This is a genomic window from Flavobacterium caeni (genome assembly GCF_900101895.1).
GTDB classification, from domain to species: Bacteria; Bacteroidota; Bacteroidia; order Flavobacteriales; family Flavobacteriaceae; genus Flavobacterium; species Flavobacterium caeni.
In genome coordinates this window covers 184,439-201,201 of record NZ_FMVF01000005.1, presented here as the reverse complement: position 1 = coordinate 201,201, position 16,763 = coordinate 184,439, and the positions used below count along the sequence as shown (strand labels likewise).

Sequence of the window (16,763 nt, the reverse complement as noted above, 5' to 3'; positions counted from 1 at the left end):
GCAAATTATAGTAGAATTCTTAAATTAAATTAACACTTCTGCCCACTGGTGTTTAACCTGCTCGAAATCGAATCCCGAAGCAACGACGGCAGCGTTTTGTGTGAGCCGCGCAACCAAATCCGGTTCCGATAGCAGGCGTTTGATGGCATTAACCATCGCATCTGTATCGGCATCGCCCACCAAAAGCGCCGTTTGTTCGTGTTCCAGCAAAAACGGTATGCCGCCCACATTGGTCGAAACAATGGGCATCCCGAGCGCCATTGCTTCTATGACACTGACCGGCATGTTGTCGAAGTGGGTGGTGTTGATGAAGACATCGAAAGACGCCGATAATTTGGTCCATTCGGACTTCGAAAGCCGGCCGGTAAACTGCACCGGAAGCCCTTGATTTTTAGCAGATCGCTTGACCTTTTCTAAATGACCTTCTTTGTCCGGGCCTACCATACACAATGCAGCCTCGGGATAAGTGGTGCGCAATTTAGCAAAAACAGCGAGTGCCATTTCGGGGTTATAGATGGGTGAAAACGATCGGACCCAAAATAAACTGGGCGCAACTTGCCTGCGTTTTTGAAACGTATAGTTCTTGGTTTCGATGGTGTTCGGGATGTGTACGACGTTGAATCCTGCTGCCGAAAAAGCCGTTTCGAGATACCGCGAAGGCGCGACGTTTATGTGCGCATGCCCAAAGATAGCCCGACACAACTTTGGATTTCTCTCTAAGCGGCGTGGCAATTCTCCGCCATGGAGAATGGGGATATACTTGCGGCGCATCATTCTCGCCAGCTGACTGACCGCAAAAGCATACCAAAAATTACTGGTGCTGTAGGTATCGATCAAAATGTAGTGTGACCAAAACCCATGGCGCAGCGTCTTGACGATCATATCGAGCAGCCGCAAAGGTTTGCTTTTTACCGAAGACGCGTACCGTACAGCAATTCCTTCGTTGGCCAACAGCGGCCCGAGGGTCTCGATGTTCGTCGCCGTGTATCCATGGTTAGTCAGTTTGTTGCCTATGTAAAGGATTCTCTTCATCTCGGTAAACTTTCAAAATGGATAACGCATAGATAAAAGCAGGCGCAGCCAGTCGCATCGCTGCATGGCTTATGGTGAGCGCCCAAAACACCAAAAAACAAAACACAAAAAGATTCGACCGGTTATCTATGTACAAAACCAACGGTGTCACAATCAGGATCAACATCGACATAATCCCCATGGCGCCATGCTCGGCAAGCATGCGCGTTAGTTCGTTGTGCGATAACTTCCCCATGCCAAACATGTCGCCACGAATTCGAGCGCTTTTTGCCACACCTACACCGAAAAAGGGATTCTGAGCAAACATAACCAAGTCAGATTTCATGATATCTTCCCTTCCCGACAATTGACTTTCCTTTACCCTACCCGAAGCATCTTGATTGGCATACCGCTTTTCGATCATCCCTCCGGTCTCGACACTGGAATAACTCCACAACCCACCAAGAATCATTAGAAAAATTACGATCAAAATGTTCAATTTAATCCTCCCTCGGTTGTTGAGTTTAATGTAGACGACAACCAAAAACACCAAAATCATAATTATGGCAGTCATAATGCCGCCACGCGAAAACGTAACCAATCCGCGGTAAGTGACCCCCAGGAATACCACCAAATTGACCGCCAAAACCAACTTCGATTTCGAAAAAAGTACAAGGCGTACAAAAAGGATGAATATGCCCATTCCTAGCATAGTAGATACCTGATTGGGACCAAATCCACCAGAAGTCTCAAAATTAGAGGATGTTCCGGTAACAACATCCCTGATGTTCGGTGTATAAAAAATCAAGTAGACGGCAGTAGTTATGATGGGCATTGCCATTAGCGCCAACAAATCGTTGATGGCTTCGAAAGAAATCTTGCGGTTATACATGTACAATGCAGAAATACCCAAACAAACCGGGCCGGAGATGTTAAAAGAAATTGATTTTCGCAAACTCTCGTCGAAATCGATGACCTGGGTAGAAATCAATACCCCAGGGACCAGCAACACCAAAAAAACCCAGTAGGCGACGGCGTTTCGGGAAAACCCTTTGAAATACATCGCCATTAAAAGAAACAGGATGACGGCGTATTTTGAAAACTCGTACACGGGATTCCCATCTGTCATCCGCAGCAATACTTCGCTACCAACGGCATAGGCGCTGACAAACAAAGCTTCATGGTTTTTGTTTCGCGTCTTAAAAACGTAAATGATGCCAAAAAGGAAAATCAGTACCCCGTATATTTTTGCGACAATAGGCAACAAATAGATCAATCCGCCCAAAACAACATGCGCCGCGATCCAGTATAAATATTTTATGTCTTTTTCTGCTAACATATTTGCTTCATCCATTGAAGGTATTGCGACAGCACCACTTCCTCGGCGTATTCTGCATCGATGGTATGTTTCAGCGCGGCACCATAAGTTTGTCTCAAAATTGGGTTATCGATCAATCGCACCAAACCATCAAGAAACGCAGTCGTATTGCCGGATGGAACCATTAGCCCGTTTTTTTGATCGTGAACGACGTTCGGTATTTCGCCGACACTGGTGACCACTACCGCCTTGGCATACAACCCATATTCGAGCAACGAAACGGGCAAACCTTCATAAGACGACGCGATTACCGCTATTTCTGCCTGACCGATGATATGGCCCGTATCGGTCCTGAGGCCATAAAGATAGACGGTTTCCTGCAAATCATGCGCTTGTATGTATGCTTTTAACTGTTTGGCGTATCCATCGTTTTTATCTGCACCTACCAAGTGAAAAGACCATGTGGGATGCGTTTGCTTTATCTGTAAGGCCACCTCCAAAAGCATTTCGTGGTTCTTGGGATGCCTTAAATTGGCCAAATACACAATCCTCTTACCGGTCGTTCCATGTAGCAAGGTGGTTCCCGGCGTCGTGTCGGTCACGGTAAAATTGGGTAAATAAACGATCTTTCGCACTGGTAAATTTATGCGGCTCCATTCGAGCAACCGTTGGTTTACCACAATTATTCCATCGAAAAAATGCGAACACAGCCACAAAATTTTATTTTGCCATTTGGACTGATTGTCCCTGTCGCCGTTGTGATCATGCCAAACAACACCAACCCTTGGCAGCATCATTTTGAGCAGGATTGCGGTAAAAAAAGAACTCCCATGGGCATGGATCAATCCCACCTGATGTTGGCGGCAATACGATCGGAAACGTCGCATTGATTTGAAATCGATGCTACGGCGTTTGCCCAGAAAAAAGTAGTTCACATCGGGTGCAATGTCGGTTTTAAGCACGCCTTCGCGGCGCGTTGCGACAAGACCGGAAAACGCAATTTCCGACGCAAGCGCATTGGCATAGTTTACCGCCATGCGTTCGGCACCGCCCGCCGATAAGGAATCTATGAGCTGCACAATCCTCATCCCTCGAGCAATTTTTGAATGCTTTCTTCAAATTTATCCAGCGTGTATTCGCGCGACCATGTCATGGCAGCCGCTACTTTAGCGTCATAGGAGCCCTGGTTTTGCAACAACGATTCAACGGCCAACGCATCGTGCTCCAAGGTCATGTCCAAAATCAATCCTCGGTTTCCGCCGTCGAGCATAAACGGCACGCAGGAAACCGGCGTAGAAATCGGAAGACAGCCCCAAAACATCGCTTCGGCCACCACCTTTGGCCATCCTTCGCTACGGGAAGGCAACAATAAAAAGTGAGCAGACTGGTACGCGTCTTTAACTGCTATCGCCGACTGGTTCCCCTGTAGCTTTACGAAAGATTCGAGGTTGTTTTTTGCAATATATTGCGCCAAGGTATCTCTTTCGACGCCCTCACCATATACATCCAAGGTTACATTGTGCCCCATCCTTTTTAAATTTTCGACCAAAGAAATGGCATACAGCGGGCGTTTGCCTGGACTCAACGTCCCAACGAACACAAAGCGTACGCCGTTTTCAAAACGACGTGGCGGTGTCGAAACCTTGTCTGCTTCGCGGTAACTGGCTGTAAAAAAAGGCTTGATATTGGCGGTACTGTTGGGCCAATCGCCGTATACCAAAACCTGCATGTTGCGTGTTAGGAAGGTGTTCGACAAAAGCCAGCACTGCAACCTGTAGCTCCAAGGCTGTTTCGACTTCGGATCCCAATTGCCCGCATATTTTGCGGTCTTGGTTTTTCCCGGGAAAAGCATTTGAACGACACAACCCACTAAACCTACATTCCCTGGACAACGCAGGTGGATGTGATCGGCTTTTTGCATCACGCGGAACACTTTCCAGAAAATCAACGGCAACAAAAACAAACTTCTCGCACAACCCTTGACCGTCAACAAGTCGAATAACGGAACTTTTGTAAAGTCAACATTCCGGTGTGCATAAGACAAGTTGATCGGGTTCTCCCGTTGAACCGATAGGGGCGCAGCAATCAGCACTTGGCTTGCATACTGGTTCCACAAATCCATCTCGCGTACGTAGGGGCCGTAAGCAAAGAAATTCCCGTCCTTTAATTGGTGAACGACATGGGTGATGATGGCGAACTTCAAACTTTTCTTTTTAAGGGCGTAAAGATATCCATAAATCTTCAACCGCGCCAATAGCCGCAGCTACTTTAGAGCGATTTGTAAAACGCCAGATTGAGTCCAACAATACGATCTGGACTGTATTTGGTCAAGGCCGAAGTGCGCGCACGCTCAGCCATGGCATCCACTTCGTCTGGATTGTCGAAAACCCACTGAATTTTCTGAGCGATGTCTTCAGGACTGTGTGGATTGCAAAGCAACCCGGTTTGACCATCGACAATGGTTTCGGGACCCGGGCCCAGCGCCGAAAAAACAACGGCTTTTTTCATCAGCATCGCCTCGGGTACCACCAGTCCTTGGGTTTCCATATGCGAGGGAAATGCGCATACATGGGCCTCGGCATACTTTTCCGGAAGGTGTAAATGGCTTATCGGACCGTGAAAAAAAATACTAGCAGCGGCAGGTCCCAGTGCAGGCAATTCACGGTCTTGAAGCATTTTAACATACGAACTTCCGTCGGGGAAAAACCAGTCCCTTCCATAAATATGCAACGTCGCCGCCGGAAACGCCTCCTTAACATGTTCAAAAGCTTGGACGAGTTGCCGCACCCCCTTTTTCTCACATACCGTTCCCGCAAAAACAATACTTTTATCCACGGCTGCTTTCGAAATCGGACGAAACAAATCTATATTCACTGGATAATTGATTGTTTCTACCGGCTTACCTTTATAACTCAGATACTTGGCGGTATGTGTTTTTACATATTCCGAAACGGTAATGAATGCATCGGCCTTAGCGAACGAACGCTTCTCTTGAAAACCTTTCCAAGGATCAATGCCCCGGTTTTCTGCTTCGCTGAAAAAATGATGTCCCCCGTGTGTGCGAATGACGTATTTGACTCCTTTGATTTTATTAAGAAATGCCAGTCCAAGTTCGGCCGTCTCGACAACCGTAATAGGGTTTTGACGATGAATTTCTGCAATAGTTTTGTTGATGGTTCGGGCATTGGCCCACCAAGCAAAGCCTTTAAGGTGTCGTCTGGGCAATCGGAAGACATGAATATCGTCGGCGGACTCATATTCACGGTTTTGTGTATAATTGATGCCAACAACGCTCACGCGAACCCCTCTTTGGACAAGTTCCTTAGCGATCGTTTTGACGAAACTGCCGATGCCGCCGTGCGGGAAACCTTCTTTCGGATACTCGTCGGTTACAAAACAAATGTGCATCATGACAGCCCAAAGATAGTATCGTTCAACAATGCTTTAATATTCTTTGACGCTACTTCGAAATCACCGATAACTTTTGCCTTCCATGCTTCCATACTCTTATTTTCGCCCGATGTCAGCGCAAGTGCCATCGTATCGACAATTTCATTGGCCCCATTAAGCCAAAAAACTGCCGTCTTATCGGGCATGCTTCTAAAGTGCTGAAACCGATAAATGGTTTCGACAGACCAGTTTGGATTATGTTTATCCGCTTGGTCGTAATTGATGAACACCGCAGGTTTTTTGAACATCGCAAAATCAAAAGCCATGGTCGACCCAACATTCACGACAACATCTGAATAATATGCTGTACTGACCAGCAAATCCACATCCTCCATTTTGGCAAAAGTGCTGGTCCATCCGCCCTGAGCAGAATACCAGAGGGGCTCCGCTACTTTTATCAACCCATCATAGGCAGACACCACCTTGTCAAACCGGCCCGAAAAATCAACTGGGCACCGGCGGAGCAAAATCTGCCATTGCGAAGCCAACCCATGATCGACGATGGCTTGGGCGATATCTTGCAGGTATTTCGGATCGTCTGGCGAAGTCAACACATCGTCGCCCGAAAAACAGATGATTTTTTTGTTTGGATCGAGTGCGTACTTTTCGAAAAACTTTTTCTTGTCGATTAGTCGGCTCGGATCGGCATAAAACTCAAATTGGGGGGTTCCGGTAACGAAAACCTTTTCCTGTGGAATTTCGGGATAAAACAAAGCCATTTCGCGTTTCATGTGTTCCGACCAAACGAAATACTTGTCGGCCCATAACGCCATGCGGGCCTTGGGCAAATTGTCCCACGAAAAAATAACGGTAGCCGTGGGAATACCAAGATCGCGCGCGGCAGCGAAAACAGTGGGCATTTGAAGTCCGCGCTGGTGTAAGCACAAAAGCATCGCGGGCCTTGATCGTTCGAGTATATCACGTGTTTGACGGTAAAAAACGTTTTTTCGCAAAGCTTTCTGGTACCGCCTCTCCAAATTTAGTATAGCGTCATAGCGCTTTATCCAACGGGCCCCGAATTCGACGGCGCGATAAAACACTTTCAGGGCTGGTTTGCTGTGATTCTTTCTCCAGGTCGACAATATGGTCGGATTGTCTAAATGTCGCGCATTATGGTGCAAGCGTGAAAGACAAATCAGCTCACGAAGAAATTTCTCGGCAACAGACTCTTTGTAGTTTGGAAGCTTGATCGCCGATTGAAACTTAACCTCCTCACCAATGACCTCGAGCGTCTTTGAATCGAAAGTATGCATCAAGGTAAGCTCAAACTCATTGGTCTTAAAAACCTCAGAATATAAATAATTTCTGACACCGACACCGTCGGGTAAAAGGGCAAAAACTTTCTTTTTCATGACATAAAATCTCCGTTGTCCAGCCATTGTTGGGCCTTGTCCCAGTCGGCCTGTGTATCGATGTTGACATGGAAAGTCTTCGACTCGATGTAGCCAATCTTGTTGCCAAAAAGGGAGCCCGCTCGTATCACATCGGACTTTGTCAAGTATATGCTGCCGTCCCGATAATAGGCCTTGGGCAACTCCTGCCTTCTTGTAATGATCTGGCTTTCGCCTGTCGCCAACCGCAAATTTTGGTTGTCTCCTACTTCGAAAACCCAGTGCGGATTAAATTCATGAGGGACTTCGCGAACCGAAACCAACGAATCGGCACCCGTTGCACAAAACTTCGCAATGGCCTCGTCGAGAAAAGCTGTGGTTCTGAAAGGACTTGTCGCCTGCAACAGGCAAATTGCATCAAACCTTTCGCCTTGAAGCGCATAAAAATCAAGCGCGTGTTGCACCACTCCTAATGTGGGCGCTGTATCGGTAGCCAATTCTGCCGGTCTGATGAACGGCGCGTCAAGCCCCATCTGTTTAGCAACGGCAATGATATCAAGACTATCCGAAGACAGGATTAAACGATCAAGCATGGAAGATTGCAATGCCACTTCGGCGGTATAGTGCAACAAGGGTTTGCCTCCGAGCATCTTTATGTTCTTGTCCGGAATACCTTTAGAGCCGCCGCGTGCCGGAATGATGCCTAATATCTTCATCAATAAGTAATCGTTTTGTGAAATTTCAAGGGAAGCTTTTTGAGCAAATCGGCGATATCGCTTCCTGCATTGCCTCCGCCATACACATCAGACACAGGTGATTTACCTTGGCTAAAAACCGTTTGTACTGCTTTGACGATAGCTTCTCGGCTGTAATCAACATCAATAACATTATGGCCTCGATCACGTTTGTTTTGTCGGGATCCTATGTTAATGACGGGAACTCCCATAAAAGCACATTCACGTATTCCCACGCTCGAATTCCCAATCAATCCGATGGCGTGATCAAGCAATATCAAAAAATCGTCGCTTTCCATGTTCTTGAAAAAGTGAACATTCGGCATGAGATGCTTTTCGCGAAACGCTCGTATACCAGCCGAAGTACCGTCTGCGCCCGCATCGACGTTGGGCCAAAACCAAAGTGTCGGCATGTCGAGCATTTTAATCGCCTCAAGGGTTTCCTCGATGTGCAATCGCGAATGCCTGTACTCGGTAGTTACCGGATGCTGCATAACAACCAAGTACCCTTGTGACAAGTCGGGCTTGGCACCAACCCCTCCGTATTTTTCGTAAGGATCGAACTCGATCGCATTCCCGTTGGTCACTCTTTTGGCCAAGTCAATCGACGGACAGCCTGTATTGAAAACCGAATCGGGTTCTTCGCCCAACGCAATGACACGCGAACGCGCATTTTCGGAGGCCACAAAATGGTAGTCGGCCAATTTGGTGATTGAATGCCGTACTTTTTCGTCGATATTCCCAGTCACTTCTCCGCCTTGAATGTGCGCCAACGGAATGTTCATATAGGCCGCCGAAATGGCCGTTGCCATGGTTTCGAACCGATCTGCCACGGTGACCACTATATCTGGCTTAAGGTTGTCAAACACGGTCGACAACTCCAAAATACCAATACCGGTAGTTTTGGCAGCGGCAGTGAGATTTTCGCCCTCGAGTACATTGAAGACCTTTGCCGCGATGTCGAACCCATCTTTCTCGATGTAATTTACGGCAGAACCGTATCGGTCCAACAACGCAGATGCAGCCACAACAAGCTGCAACTGTAATTGGCTATGGTCACGAATCGCCTCCAAAACCGTTTTTACCCTGCTGTAGGATGGCCTAGCGGTAATTACCACGCAGATATTTCTAGATTCGGTCATATCAAATCTTCGGGATTAAGAAAATCCCACTTTTTTTTGTCAAATTTAAGCGTTTTGCCAATAACTTCTTTGAATTTTGATGCCGCGATGCCGTACCCCTTGGGCTTTTTCGCTTCGAGATCCTCAAACGTCAGGATATGGCCCAGAGCCAAATCTTTATTGATGGCCAAAGATTTCTCAAATATTTGCTTGAGCTCGGTAAACGCGTCATTGTTCGTCTTGTCAATAGGATGCTGCATCGCCTTTCCTATCCTACGCACGGCATCGACCAATTGACTTGTCTCGGTCAGCGTTAAAGATGACATGGAATCGGGGCCAAACTGGCGTCGGTCGAACGCCACGTGAAATTCGAGTACCGATGCCCCCAGTGCCGTTGCCGCTATACAAGTCTCTATTTTTGCCGAATGATCCGAATAGCCAACCGGCACACCATATCGTTCGCACAATGCGCCAATCATGTTCAACCCGTATTGTTCCGGCATTGTAGGATAAGCAGTAGTACATTGCAGAATGGAAAACCTTACATTTCGCTCGCGTAGGAATGAAACGGTGGCGTCGAGTTCGGCATAACTGCTCATTCCTGAAGACAGCAAGACCGGCTTTTGGGTTCGGGCAATTCTTTCGAGAATAAGAAAATTATTGACCTCTCCCGATCCTATCTTGTATCGCCCGACCCCAATTTCCTCAAGCCAATCTACGCTCAAGTTACTGAATGGAGAACAAAGGAACTCCAGACCTACCGCATCGCAGTGTTCTTTGAGGCCTTTCCATTGATCTAGGGTAAAACCCATTCGGCGCCAATAGTCCATTCGGGTCTGATCTTCAAGCGAAAACTTGACACGAAACGGCTCATGAATGCTGCTCTCGGCGTCGGCAATGTGCATTTGAAATTTGACCGCGTTTACGCCCGTCGAAGCGAGCGCGTCAATGTAGGCGTGGGCTGTTCCCAAGCTTCCTTCGTGGGCCTGGCCTATTTCGGCAATGACAAAAGGTGTATCTTCAAGCTCTACTTTTCGACCTGCAATAGAATTAAAAGCACTCATATTATTCTGTAAATATCTTTAAAAGGAACGCTGCATACGCGAAGTCGTCGGCGGTGTCTATATCGACACGACCAAACGGATGTTCGACTACAAACGGAATTGCATCGCTACCCATGATCATCCCGTCGAGAATTCGCCGCGAACGGCTAATATACGACAATCCGTCTTCAAAATACAATGGGGCCAAATCCTGGCTGCGCTGCCCCGGCTCGTAATTGAACTGCACGACCATGTCGCCTTCTATTTCACCTAATTTATCGTGGTTTCGGCCCACCGTGAACAGGCTGTCTTTGCCACACTCATGGCAACAAACGAAGGCCTCCTCGAACAGTTTTTTTGGACGCAACGGATTGCTCGGCTGTAGCAGCGCCACATCCGTTGCTTGGGTTTGGATGGTGTCGAGCACATGCCCGAGTACGGTAACGGTGGGTTCGTGATCGCCCGACAGCGCCTCCGGGCGCGGAATTACTTTGGCCCCGTGCCTTATGGCTGTTTCGGCTATTTGTCGGTAGTCGGTAGATACGTAGATTTCTGAAATCAACGACGGGTTGGCTTTTGCGTATTGAATTGAATGTGCGATCAGCGGTGAACCATCGAGGGGTTTGACGTTCTTGCCCGGAAGTCTTTTTGAGCCGCCGCGCGCAGGGATTATGGCAATGGCCTTATCCATAGATGGTCGAGGCGGTTTTATAATCCTTAAAAAAAAGTGGTTTGATTTTTTGTAATTCGCCGTCGGAAAGATCCCACCATTGCAGCGCTTCGATTTCGTCGATGATGGCATCGGAAAAACGCTTGCGGATAATTTTCGCCGGTACGCCACCTACAATCGAATACGGTGGCACATCTTTGGTAACAACCGACCCTGCGGCCAGAATGGCGCCGTTTCCGACGGTCACATTGCCCGTAATTATTACATTGTGTCCTATCCAAACGTCGTGCCCGATATTGACTTTCTTGACCTCTTTCAGTTCGAGCAACTCACCGTCAAAAAGGCTGCGGTTAATATAGGTAGACAAATGACTGATCGGGTGGTTGGTGGTATGTATCGCAACATCGCCGCCAATCTGACAATACTTGCCTATAGTGATGTCGCCCGAAAGAAAATTGTTATACCCAAGGGTGGTGCGGTACCCTATCTCGATTTTTCCCGAAAAGTTGCATCGGTCCGCCAGTTTGTTCTCACCGCCGAACCGAACGTTTTGAAGCCCCCGAGAAAAACCGCTGACACTAGCCCCATTGCGTTGTTCGACAGCATTCAGGAAGTAGTATAAGACTTTCTTGGTAAACCTTCGGAATCCCGACATTGACTGGTGGTTTTTTTTGAAAATCAAAAGTAAGCGAAATCAGTCAGAAAACCAATAACCCTAGTACTTTGTCGCCAGATGCGCGGGCAATTTTTTGAAACGGTAAAAAACCTTGCGTTTAAAATAGGTATTCGCCAACAGTCGTTTGAATATCTTATTGACAAAGAAAAGCCATACGACATTTGCGTTTCGAACCGGCGCAAGTTGCAAAGAAGGCACCTGCGGTTTTTGGGCCCAACGGATTTCTTCCATCCAAGGCTCGTCTATATTGCCCATGTGAAAGGCGTAATTCTCGGTGGTGGTCAGCCGCCAAAGATCTTTCTTGACCGCCAAACCGTCCAGATAGCCTTCTGTGTTTCCGCCAAGAAGATACCGCTGATAGGTTTGTATTTCATCAAAAATAGCTTTGCGGTACGTTGCCATGAAATGACCGGTTCCCACAAGCGCATCGGTACCATCGGCGGCCTGTATGGCGAGGCTTCTTTCGAGCAATTCGGCATCGATGGGCTTCCACCCGATGCTCTGATGAAAATGTTGGATCGAGGCGGGATCCTTTACGCGAACAAAACGCAATCGGCTGTCAAAAAAATGCGCTGCAATCAAGTTTTCACAGCGGTAATTGAGCACCTTGAATTGCGGCACCACCCCCACGACGCCCGCCTTGGGAAACGACTGGAAAATGTCGTAGGTGGCCTTTTGCCATCCCGAACAAAACAAAACGTCGGCATCTGAAATGGTCAGCAATGGGATACCGTTGCCCGAAAGCCCCTTGATGATGGCATTGGCTTTTCCTATGTTTTCGGTATGGATGACTTCGTGGATGCGTCCTTCGGCCAAAAGCGCATCGAGATACTCGCGTACAAACTTGTCGCTACCGTTGTTGACGATCGTGACAAAAGTTTGATCGTGAACCGTAGCCAGCAAGGAACGTATGCATCTTTGAAAAATCACAAAGCTGTCTTTGAAATAACCTTCCTGGTTTGGAATATACACCGGAATTACCACCTGATGCTGGTAGGCCGACGGTTTGATTCCGACATCTTTATGTGGGTTGAATCCTATCCGCATGTCAACTATTTGTCAGCCAATGATTTTCTTGATTACCGCAGAACCCAAAAGATCTCCTTTTCGGGTGGTGCGCGTGGCTTGCATCAACAAATATATCACAACTGTTTTGAATTTACCCAAATCGGGACGCAGGCCGTTCAAAAAAACCGATAACGGCACAAAAGTGACACCCTCGAACAATAATTTGTGGTAATAAATGGCCGATTGACGCATCAAGAAAATACGTGCTTCGGTTTCAAGCAAAGCGCGGTGGTCGTTGAGTGTTGACCAATAAACCGCAAACTTGTTTTGCAACCTGCGTAAAGGATCGGCTTTTTGCCCTTGTTGGATCGATGCCTCATGGATGCGGCGCAACGATAGCGATTCGTTTAAGAATAGGCCTTGGGGATTTCCCGTCAATACGGCCGAGAAAAAATGGAATTCCTGCCCAGACCGCAGCGACTCATTAAAAAACCGATTGTCAAATAACCCGCGTTTACCCAAAAAATCAATCGTTCCCCAAAAAACGCGGCCTGAAACATAGTTGCATTGGTTCAAATCGTGTCGCAGGTTGGCATCAAATGCGGGCTCTTCGGTCATGCCATCGGCCTGCATATTCTTGAATCGGGCGACAGAAAATGCCATTGCTTCATTTTGCAGCAAGACGTTCAATTGTTTTTCTATTTTACCGGGTAACATCAAGTCGTCGCTGTCGAACCAAATCACAAACGCACCAGTACTTTTCTCAAAACCAAAATTGCGGCAAGCATTGGCGCCTTTGGGTTTGCTTTCTGGACGATCGTAATAGTGTATCCGGACATCTTGCGCAACGTAGCGCCGCATGACCTGCGCCGTATCGTCGGTTGAAGTATCGTCGACCACGATACACTCCCAATGGGTATAGGTTTGGGCGATAATGGAATCGAGCGTTTCGCCCAACAAGCCAGCCCTGTTGAAAGTGGGAATGATGATGGACACTAAAGGTTCTTTCATTGTTGTTTTTTAATGACTTCCTCGGTGACAATTTCGAGCAATCGAGTCGTTTTTCGATCAACGGCAGCCTCACCATACACTTCAAAAAGAATACGACGGTTACTACGCCAGGTTTCCTCTTCGATACTGTCAAGCCCTGTAGCCGACAACCTTTCTGTCGAAAAAACAGTAAGACCAAGTTCCTGAAAAAATTCGTACACTGTACTTTTGGGGTTGATAAAAATTTTTGCGCCCCATGCCCCCATAACTATGATATTACCCACCGCTTGTTGTCGTACATGGTTGAAAATGGCCACATTGCAGCTGTCCAAAATCGCATTGTACTGTTCCATTTTAAGAAAATCGCTCAGCGGAATGAAGTGGTCTCCGAGTAATTCAACGCCCTTCTCTATGACAAATGCCCGATAATTGGCCGACCCACCGTAACTCAAGGGCACAAAAACCTTTCTCCCGGAAAGATCCATGCGCGCCAATTGTTCAAAAACTTCGACATGGTTGTTGCTTGGGTCGGCAGAATTGCCTACCAAAATGTTTTGCGCCGATAGTACATGGTCTTCGATTTTGTTTTGCAGGAAATATTCAAGCGTGCCGTAGGTGAATGGCGCATACCGGGCCGGCGCACCTATTTGCTGAAACAACTGGTATTCGTTCGGAACGACCGGAACAAATACATCGACGGCTTGCGTTGCTTGATAAAAACGTCCAAAAAAATAATGTTGCAGCAATGCTTCGATTTTCCGGGGAACCCATTTTTTTGGCAAATCGATGGCTTTGTAAAGAGCAAATGTCCACTCGTTGACCATCAGTCTTTGTATTCGCGCAGACCATTCCCGTCCTTTCAGCAAATACCGTTTCGTAGATTTGCCATACAATTTCCTGTTGAACAAAAACCAATTATTGTAAAGGTCGAAACCCCACGAAAACCAAACCTTCACCATATGATCAGGCGTCGAAAGCACCAGGTGTTGCTTTTGGGTATTGAGCGCATGAAAAAAAACAGCTTTTATCTGACTATCATGCAATACTTCCAAAAAATCGGAATGTGTTGAAGTTGGATCGAACAGGAGCGGTTTTGCAAACGTAGAACGCACATGTTTAAACGGCCCGGGTTGCGATTGCAGCACATAATAGTCCGAGCCTCCAGGGTATACCGATTCGAAGCGGGCGATGGCGATGTCGATGAATTTGTCGTCATCGAAAATGTGCACAATCCTGAAATCTATTGACAGGGCTTGGCCGCTACTTATTTCCCGTTGATCTGCCATTCGAAACGAGGTTTGATATAGCCCGGCTCTCGTCCCATAAAGACACCCATCTCCCGCTGCCCGTCGACAACGGTAAAGGTCAGAATGTCGCGTTCCGAAAAAATAGACTTTCGTTTGTCACGAACAACAAAAAGCGCGAGGTTGAAATTTCCGGATTGGAAAAAATGAGCCGGAAAACGACAAACGATTTGGTTTCGCCCGGACTGTATCTTGGCCGATTCCTCGGTGTGGTGAAATGAAAACAATGGTTCGCCCAACTCGTTGTACAAATGAAACGTCAAATGGTACCTGTCGGCGTCGGATTCGTGAAACGTTATCTCAGTAGAAAGTTCTATCGGCAGGTCTTCGGCTATCGGTTCATTGACGGTCTTTTCTAAATTTCGCACACTCATTTCGTGTAAAGAAAAAACAGGTGTCTGGAATTTTTTATCAAAAACGACCTTGTTCATCGTTTGAGCGCCTCCTCCGCCCAAATAATAGGCAACGGCTTGTTCGGCACCTCCGTTGAATTTTACCGATCCGTTTTCGAGCACTATGCCTTTGTTGCACAGGCTCTTTACTGCCGCCATGTTGTGGCTCACAAACAATACTGTCCGGCCTTCGCCTTTGCTGATGTCGCCCATCTTGCCAAGACATTTTCTTTGGAATTCGGCGTCGCCTACGGCCAGCACTTCATCAAAAATCAGAACCTCGCTTTCGAGGTGCGCCGCGACAGCAAAAGCCAAACGCACATACATACCGCTTGAATACCGCTTGACGGGGGTATCGATGTAACGTTCTACGCCCGAAAACGCAATAATTTCGTCCAGCTTTCGCGTGATTTCCTTTTTTCGCATGCCAAGGATGGCGCCATTGAGATAGATATTTTCACGTCCTGAAAGCTCTGGATGGAAACCAGTCCCCACTTCCAAAAGACTCGCAATCCTGCCTTTGATTTTGATTTGGCCAGAGGTGGGCGCCGTCACACGAGAGAGCAATTTGAGCAAAGTACTTTTACCCGCGCCATTCTTCCCTATGATGCCAACGGCATCGCCCTGTTCGATTTCAAAGTTCACATCGCGTAACGACCATACGATATCACTTTCGCCTTTTACGCTACGGTCGTTGACCTCGCCTATACGTAGAAACGGATCTTCTTTGCCCCGCACCTTGGTCACCCAAAGGCGTTCCAGATCGCGTGAAAGGGTCCCTGTTCCTATTTGTCCTATTTGATAGGCTTTGGAGAGATGCTCTACTTTGATGACAGATTTACTCATCTATATCGTATCTACGAAGTTCTTTTCGGTTTTATTGAAAATTACGGTTCCAAGTGCGAGGATCACCACGGTCACCAGCACCGAATAGCCGAAGCTTGAAAGGGTAAATTCGCCCCTGCCGAGCAAACAAAACCGGAAAGCCTCGATAATGCCCGTCATTGGATTGAGTTCGATGAGCCAAGCATAATCCTTGAATTTAGTCTTGGCCTCGCTCAGCGGATAAATCACGGTTGTCCCATACATGAGCAGTTGTACCCCAAAGGTAACCAGAAAAGTAAGGTCTTTGTATTTGGTGGTCATCGCGGTGATGATCAACCCTATTCCAAGGCCGAGCAATGCCATCGTCAGCAAAATCACGGGGAGGAACAATACGGCCGAAGTGACTTCAAAATTAGCGCCGTTGATTCCAAAATAAACCATCATCGCCACCAAAAGCAAGAACTGCACACCGAACCGCACCAAATTGCTCACTACGATGCTCAACGGCATGATCAACCTCGGGAAATACACTTTGCCGAAAATATTGGTATTGTCTTTAAAAACGGTGCTGGTTTTGGTAAGACACTCGGCAAAATAATTCCAAGCAGTGATGCCCGACAAGTAAAAAAGAATGTGCGGTAGTCCGTCGGTGCCCATTTGCGCCAAATTCCCAAAAACGAATGTAAAGACGAGCGTCGTAAAAATGGGCTGGATAAAAAACCACAACGGCCCTAAGATGGTCTGTTTGTAAAAGCTGACAAAATCGCGCTTGACAAACATCAATAGTAAATCGCGGTAACGCCAAAGGTCACGAAGGTTTATCTCAAAAAGCGATCGGTGTCCTTTGATGACAAGGTCCCACTGATCGCGCTGTTCGTTATCCATCTCTG

General features: G+C 47.3%; 16 protein-coding genes. All 16 read right to left on the bottom strand.

Annotated elements, in window-relative coordinates; genetic code table 11:
• Positions 1-24: 24 nt before the first annotated feature.
• The 16 genes from BLP55_RS06485 to BLP55_RS06410 all read right to left on the bottom strand — a co-directional run bounded on the left by BLP55_RS06485 (position 25) and on the right by BLP55_RS06410 (position 16,758).
• On the bottom strand, positions 25-1,032 hold the full coding sequence (locus BLP55_RS06485) for a glycosyltransferase family 4 protein (protein WP_091141518.1): 1,008 nt from the start codon (positions 1,030-1,032) through the stop codon (positions 25-27).
• The gene (locus tag BLP55_RS06480; RefSeq protein ID WP_244503429.1) at positions 995-2,365 is read right to left on the bottom strand and encodes an O-antigen ligase family protein; all 1,371 of its coding nucleotides are present in this window, start codon (positions 2,363-2,365) and stop codon (positions 995-997) included. Before BLP55_RS06480 ends, BLP55_RS06485 begins: the two co-directional genes overlap by 38 nt.
• Positions 2,344-3,417: a glycosyltransferase family 4 protein gene (locus BLP55_RS06475; protein WP_091141516.1), complete on the bottom strand. Its 1,074-nt coding sequence runs from the start codon at positions 3,415-3,417 to the stop codon at positions 2,344-2,346. Before BLP55_RS06475 ends, BLP55_RS06480 begins: the two co-directional genes overlap by 22 nt.
• Positions 3,414-4,532, bottom strand: a complete 1,119-nt coding sequence (locus BLP55_RS06470) for a glycosyltransferase family 4 protein (RefSeq protein WP_091141607.1) — start codon at positions 4,530-4,532, stop codon at positions 3,414-3,416. The genes BLP55_RS06475 and BLP55_RS06470 overlap by 4 nt, the downstream gene beginning before the upstream one ends.
• Positions 4,533-4,597: 65 nt before the next feature.
• The gene (locus BLP55_RS06465) at positions 4,598-5,740 is read right to left on the bottom strand and encodes a glycosyltransferase family 4 protein (RefSeq protein ID WP_244503428.1); all 1,143 of its coding nucleotides are present in this window, start codon (positions 5,738-5,740) and stop codon (positions 4,598-4,600) included.
• A complete protein-coding gene (locus BLP55_RS06460; RefSeq protein ID WP_091141515.1) occupies positions 5,737-7,131 on the bottom strand; it encodes a hypothetical protein in 1,395 nt (464 codons plus the stop codon). The genes BLP55_RS06465 and BLP55_RS06460 overlap by 4 nt, the downstream gene beginning before the upstream one ends.
• Positions 7,128-7,826, bottom strand: coding sequence for an acylneuraminate cytidylyltransferase family protein (locus tag BLP55_RS06455; protein ID WP_091141514.1), 699 nt, complete (start codon positions 7,824-7,826; stop codon positions 7,128-7,130). The genes BLP55_RS06460 and BLP55_RS06455 overlap by 4 nt, the downstream gene beginning before the upstream one ends.
• A complete protein-coding gene (neuC, locus tag BLP55_RS06450; protein ID WP_091141513.1) occupies positions 7,826-8,986 on the bottom strand; it encodes a UDP-N-acetylglucosamine 2-epimerase in 1,161 nt (386 codons plus the stop codon). Before neuC ends, BLP55_RS06455 begins: the two co-directional genes overlap by 1 nt.
• A complete protein-coding gene (locus tag BLP55_RS06445) occupies positions 8,983-10,029 on the bottom strand; it encodes an N-acetylneuraminate synthase family protein (protein ID WP_091141512.1) in 1,047 nt (348 codons plus the stop codon). The genes neuC and BLP55_RS06445 overlap by 4 nt, the downstream gene beginning before the upstream one ends.
• 1 nt (position 10,030) lies before the next feature.
• Positions 10,031-10,699, bottom strand: a complete 669-nt coding sequence (locus BLP55_RS06440) for an acylneuraminate cytidylyltransferase family protein (RefSeq protein ID WP_091141511.1) — start codon at positions 10,697-10,699, stop codon at positions 10,031-10,033.
• Entirely contained in the window at positions 10,692-11,333 is a 642-nt protein-coding gene (locus BLP55_RS06435; RefSeq protein WP_091141605.1) for a CatB-related O-acetyltransferase, read from the bottom strand. The genes BLP55_RS06440 and BLP55_RS06435 overlap by 8 nt, the downstream gene beginning before the upstream one ends.
• A gap of 60 nt (positions 11,334-11,393) precedes the next feature.
• The gene (locus BLP55_RS06430; protein ID WP_091141510.1) at positions 11,394-12,401 is read right to left on the bottom strand and encodes a glycosyltransferase family A protein; all 1,008 of its coding nucleotides are present in this window, start codon (positions 12,399-12,401) and stop codon (positions 11,394-11,396) included.
• A 12-nt stretch (positions 12,402-12,413) separates the two neighbouring features.
• Positions 12,414-13,373 (bottom strand): glycosyltransferase family 2 protein, encoded by a 960-nt coding sequence (locus BLP55_RS06425; RefSeq protein ID WP_091141509.1) that lies wholly within the window; start codon positions 13,371-13,373, stop codon positions 12,414-12,416.
• Complete coding sequence (locus BLP55_RS06420; RefSeq protein WP_170826804.1) at positions 13,370-14,404, bottom strand: TDP-N-acetylfucosamine:lipid II N-acetylfucosaminyltransferase family protein; 1,035 nt, start codon at positions 14,402-14,404, stop codon at positions 13,370-13,372. Before BLP55_RS06420 ends, BLP55_RS06425 begins: the two co-directional genes overlap by 4 nt.
• 212 nt (positions 14,405-14,616) lie before the next feature.
• Entirely contained in the window at positions 14,617-15,894 is a 1,278-nt protein-coding gene (locus BLP55_RS06415; protein ID WP_091141507.1) for an ABC transporter ATP-binding protein, read from the bottom strand.
• A complete protein-coding gene (locus tag BLP55_RS06410) occupies positions 15,895-16,758 on the bottom strand; it encodes an ABC transporter permease (RefSeq protein WP_091141506.1) in 864 nt (287 codons plus the stop codon).
• Positions 16,759-16,763 lie beyond the last annotated feature (5 nt).

Coding starts and splice junctions, on each gene's coding strand:
- BLP55_RS06485 (WP_091141518.1), bottom strand. CDS start 1,032: ATGAAGAGAATCCTTTACATAGGCAACAAACTGACTAACCATGGATAC.
- BLP55_RS06480 (WP_244503429.1), bottom strand. CDS start 2,365: ATGGATGAAGCAAATATGTTAGCAGAAAAAGACATAAAATATTTATAC.
- BLP55_RS06475 (WP_091141516.1), bottom strand. CDS start 3,417: ATGAGGATTGTGCAGCTCATAGATTCCTTATCGGCGGGCGGTGCCGAA.
- BLP55_RS06465 (WP_244503428.1), bottom strand. CDS start 5,740: ATGATGCACATTTGTTTTGTAACCGACGAGTATCCGAAAGAAGGTTTC.
- BLP55_RS06460 (WP_091141515.1), bottom strand. CDS start 7,131: ATGAAAAAGAAAGTTTTTGCCCTTTTACCCGACGGTGTCGGTGTCAGA.
- BLP55_RS06455 (WP_091141514.1), bottom strand. CDS start 7,826: ATGAAGATATTAGGCATCATTCCGGCACGCGGCGGCTCTAAAGGTATT.
- neuC (WP_091141513.1), bottom strand. CDS start 8,986: ATGACCGAATCTAGAAATATCTGCGTGGTAATTACCGCTAGGCCATCC.
- BLP55_RS06445 (WP_091141512.1), bottom strand. CDS start 10,029: ATGAGTGCTTTTAATTCTATTGCAGGTCGAAAAGTAGAGCTTGAAGAT.
- BLP55_RS06440 (WP_091141511.1), bottom strand. CDS start 10,699: ATGGATAAGGCCATTGCCATAATCCCTGCGCGCGGCGGCTCAAAAAGA.
- BLP55_RS06435 (WP_091141605.1), bottom strand. CDS start 11,333: ATGTCGGGATTCCGAAGGTTTACCAAGAAAGTCTTATACTACTTCCTG.
- BLP55_RS06430 (WP_091141510.1), bottom strand. CDS start 12,401: ATGCGGATAGGATTCAACCCACATAAAGATGTCGGAATCAAACCGTCG.
- BLP55_RS06425 (WP_091141509.1), bottom strand. CDS start 13,373: ATGAAAGAACCTTTAGTGTCCATCATCATTCCCACTTTCAACAGGGCT.
- BLP55_RS06415 (WP_091141507.1), bottom strand. CDS start 15,894: ATGAGTAAATCTGTCATCAAAGTAGAGCATCTCTCCAAAGCCTATCAA.
- BLP55_RS06410 (WP_091141506.1), bottom strand. CDS start 16,758: ATGGATAACGAACAGCGCGATCAGTGGGACCTTGTCATCAAAGGACAC.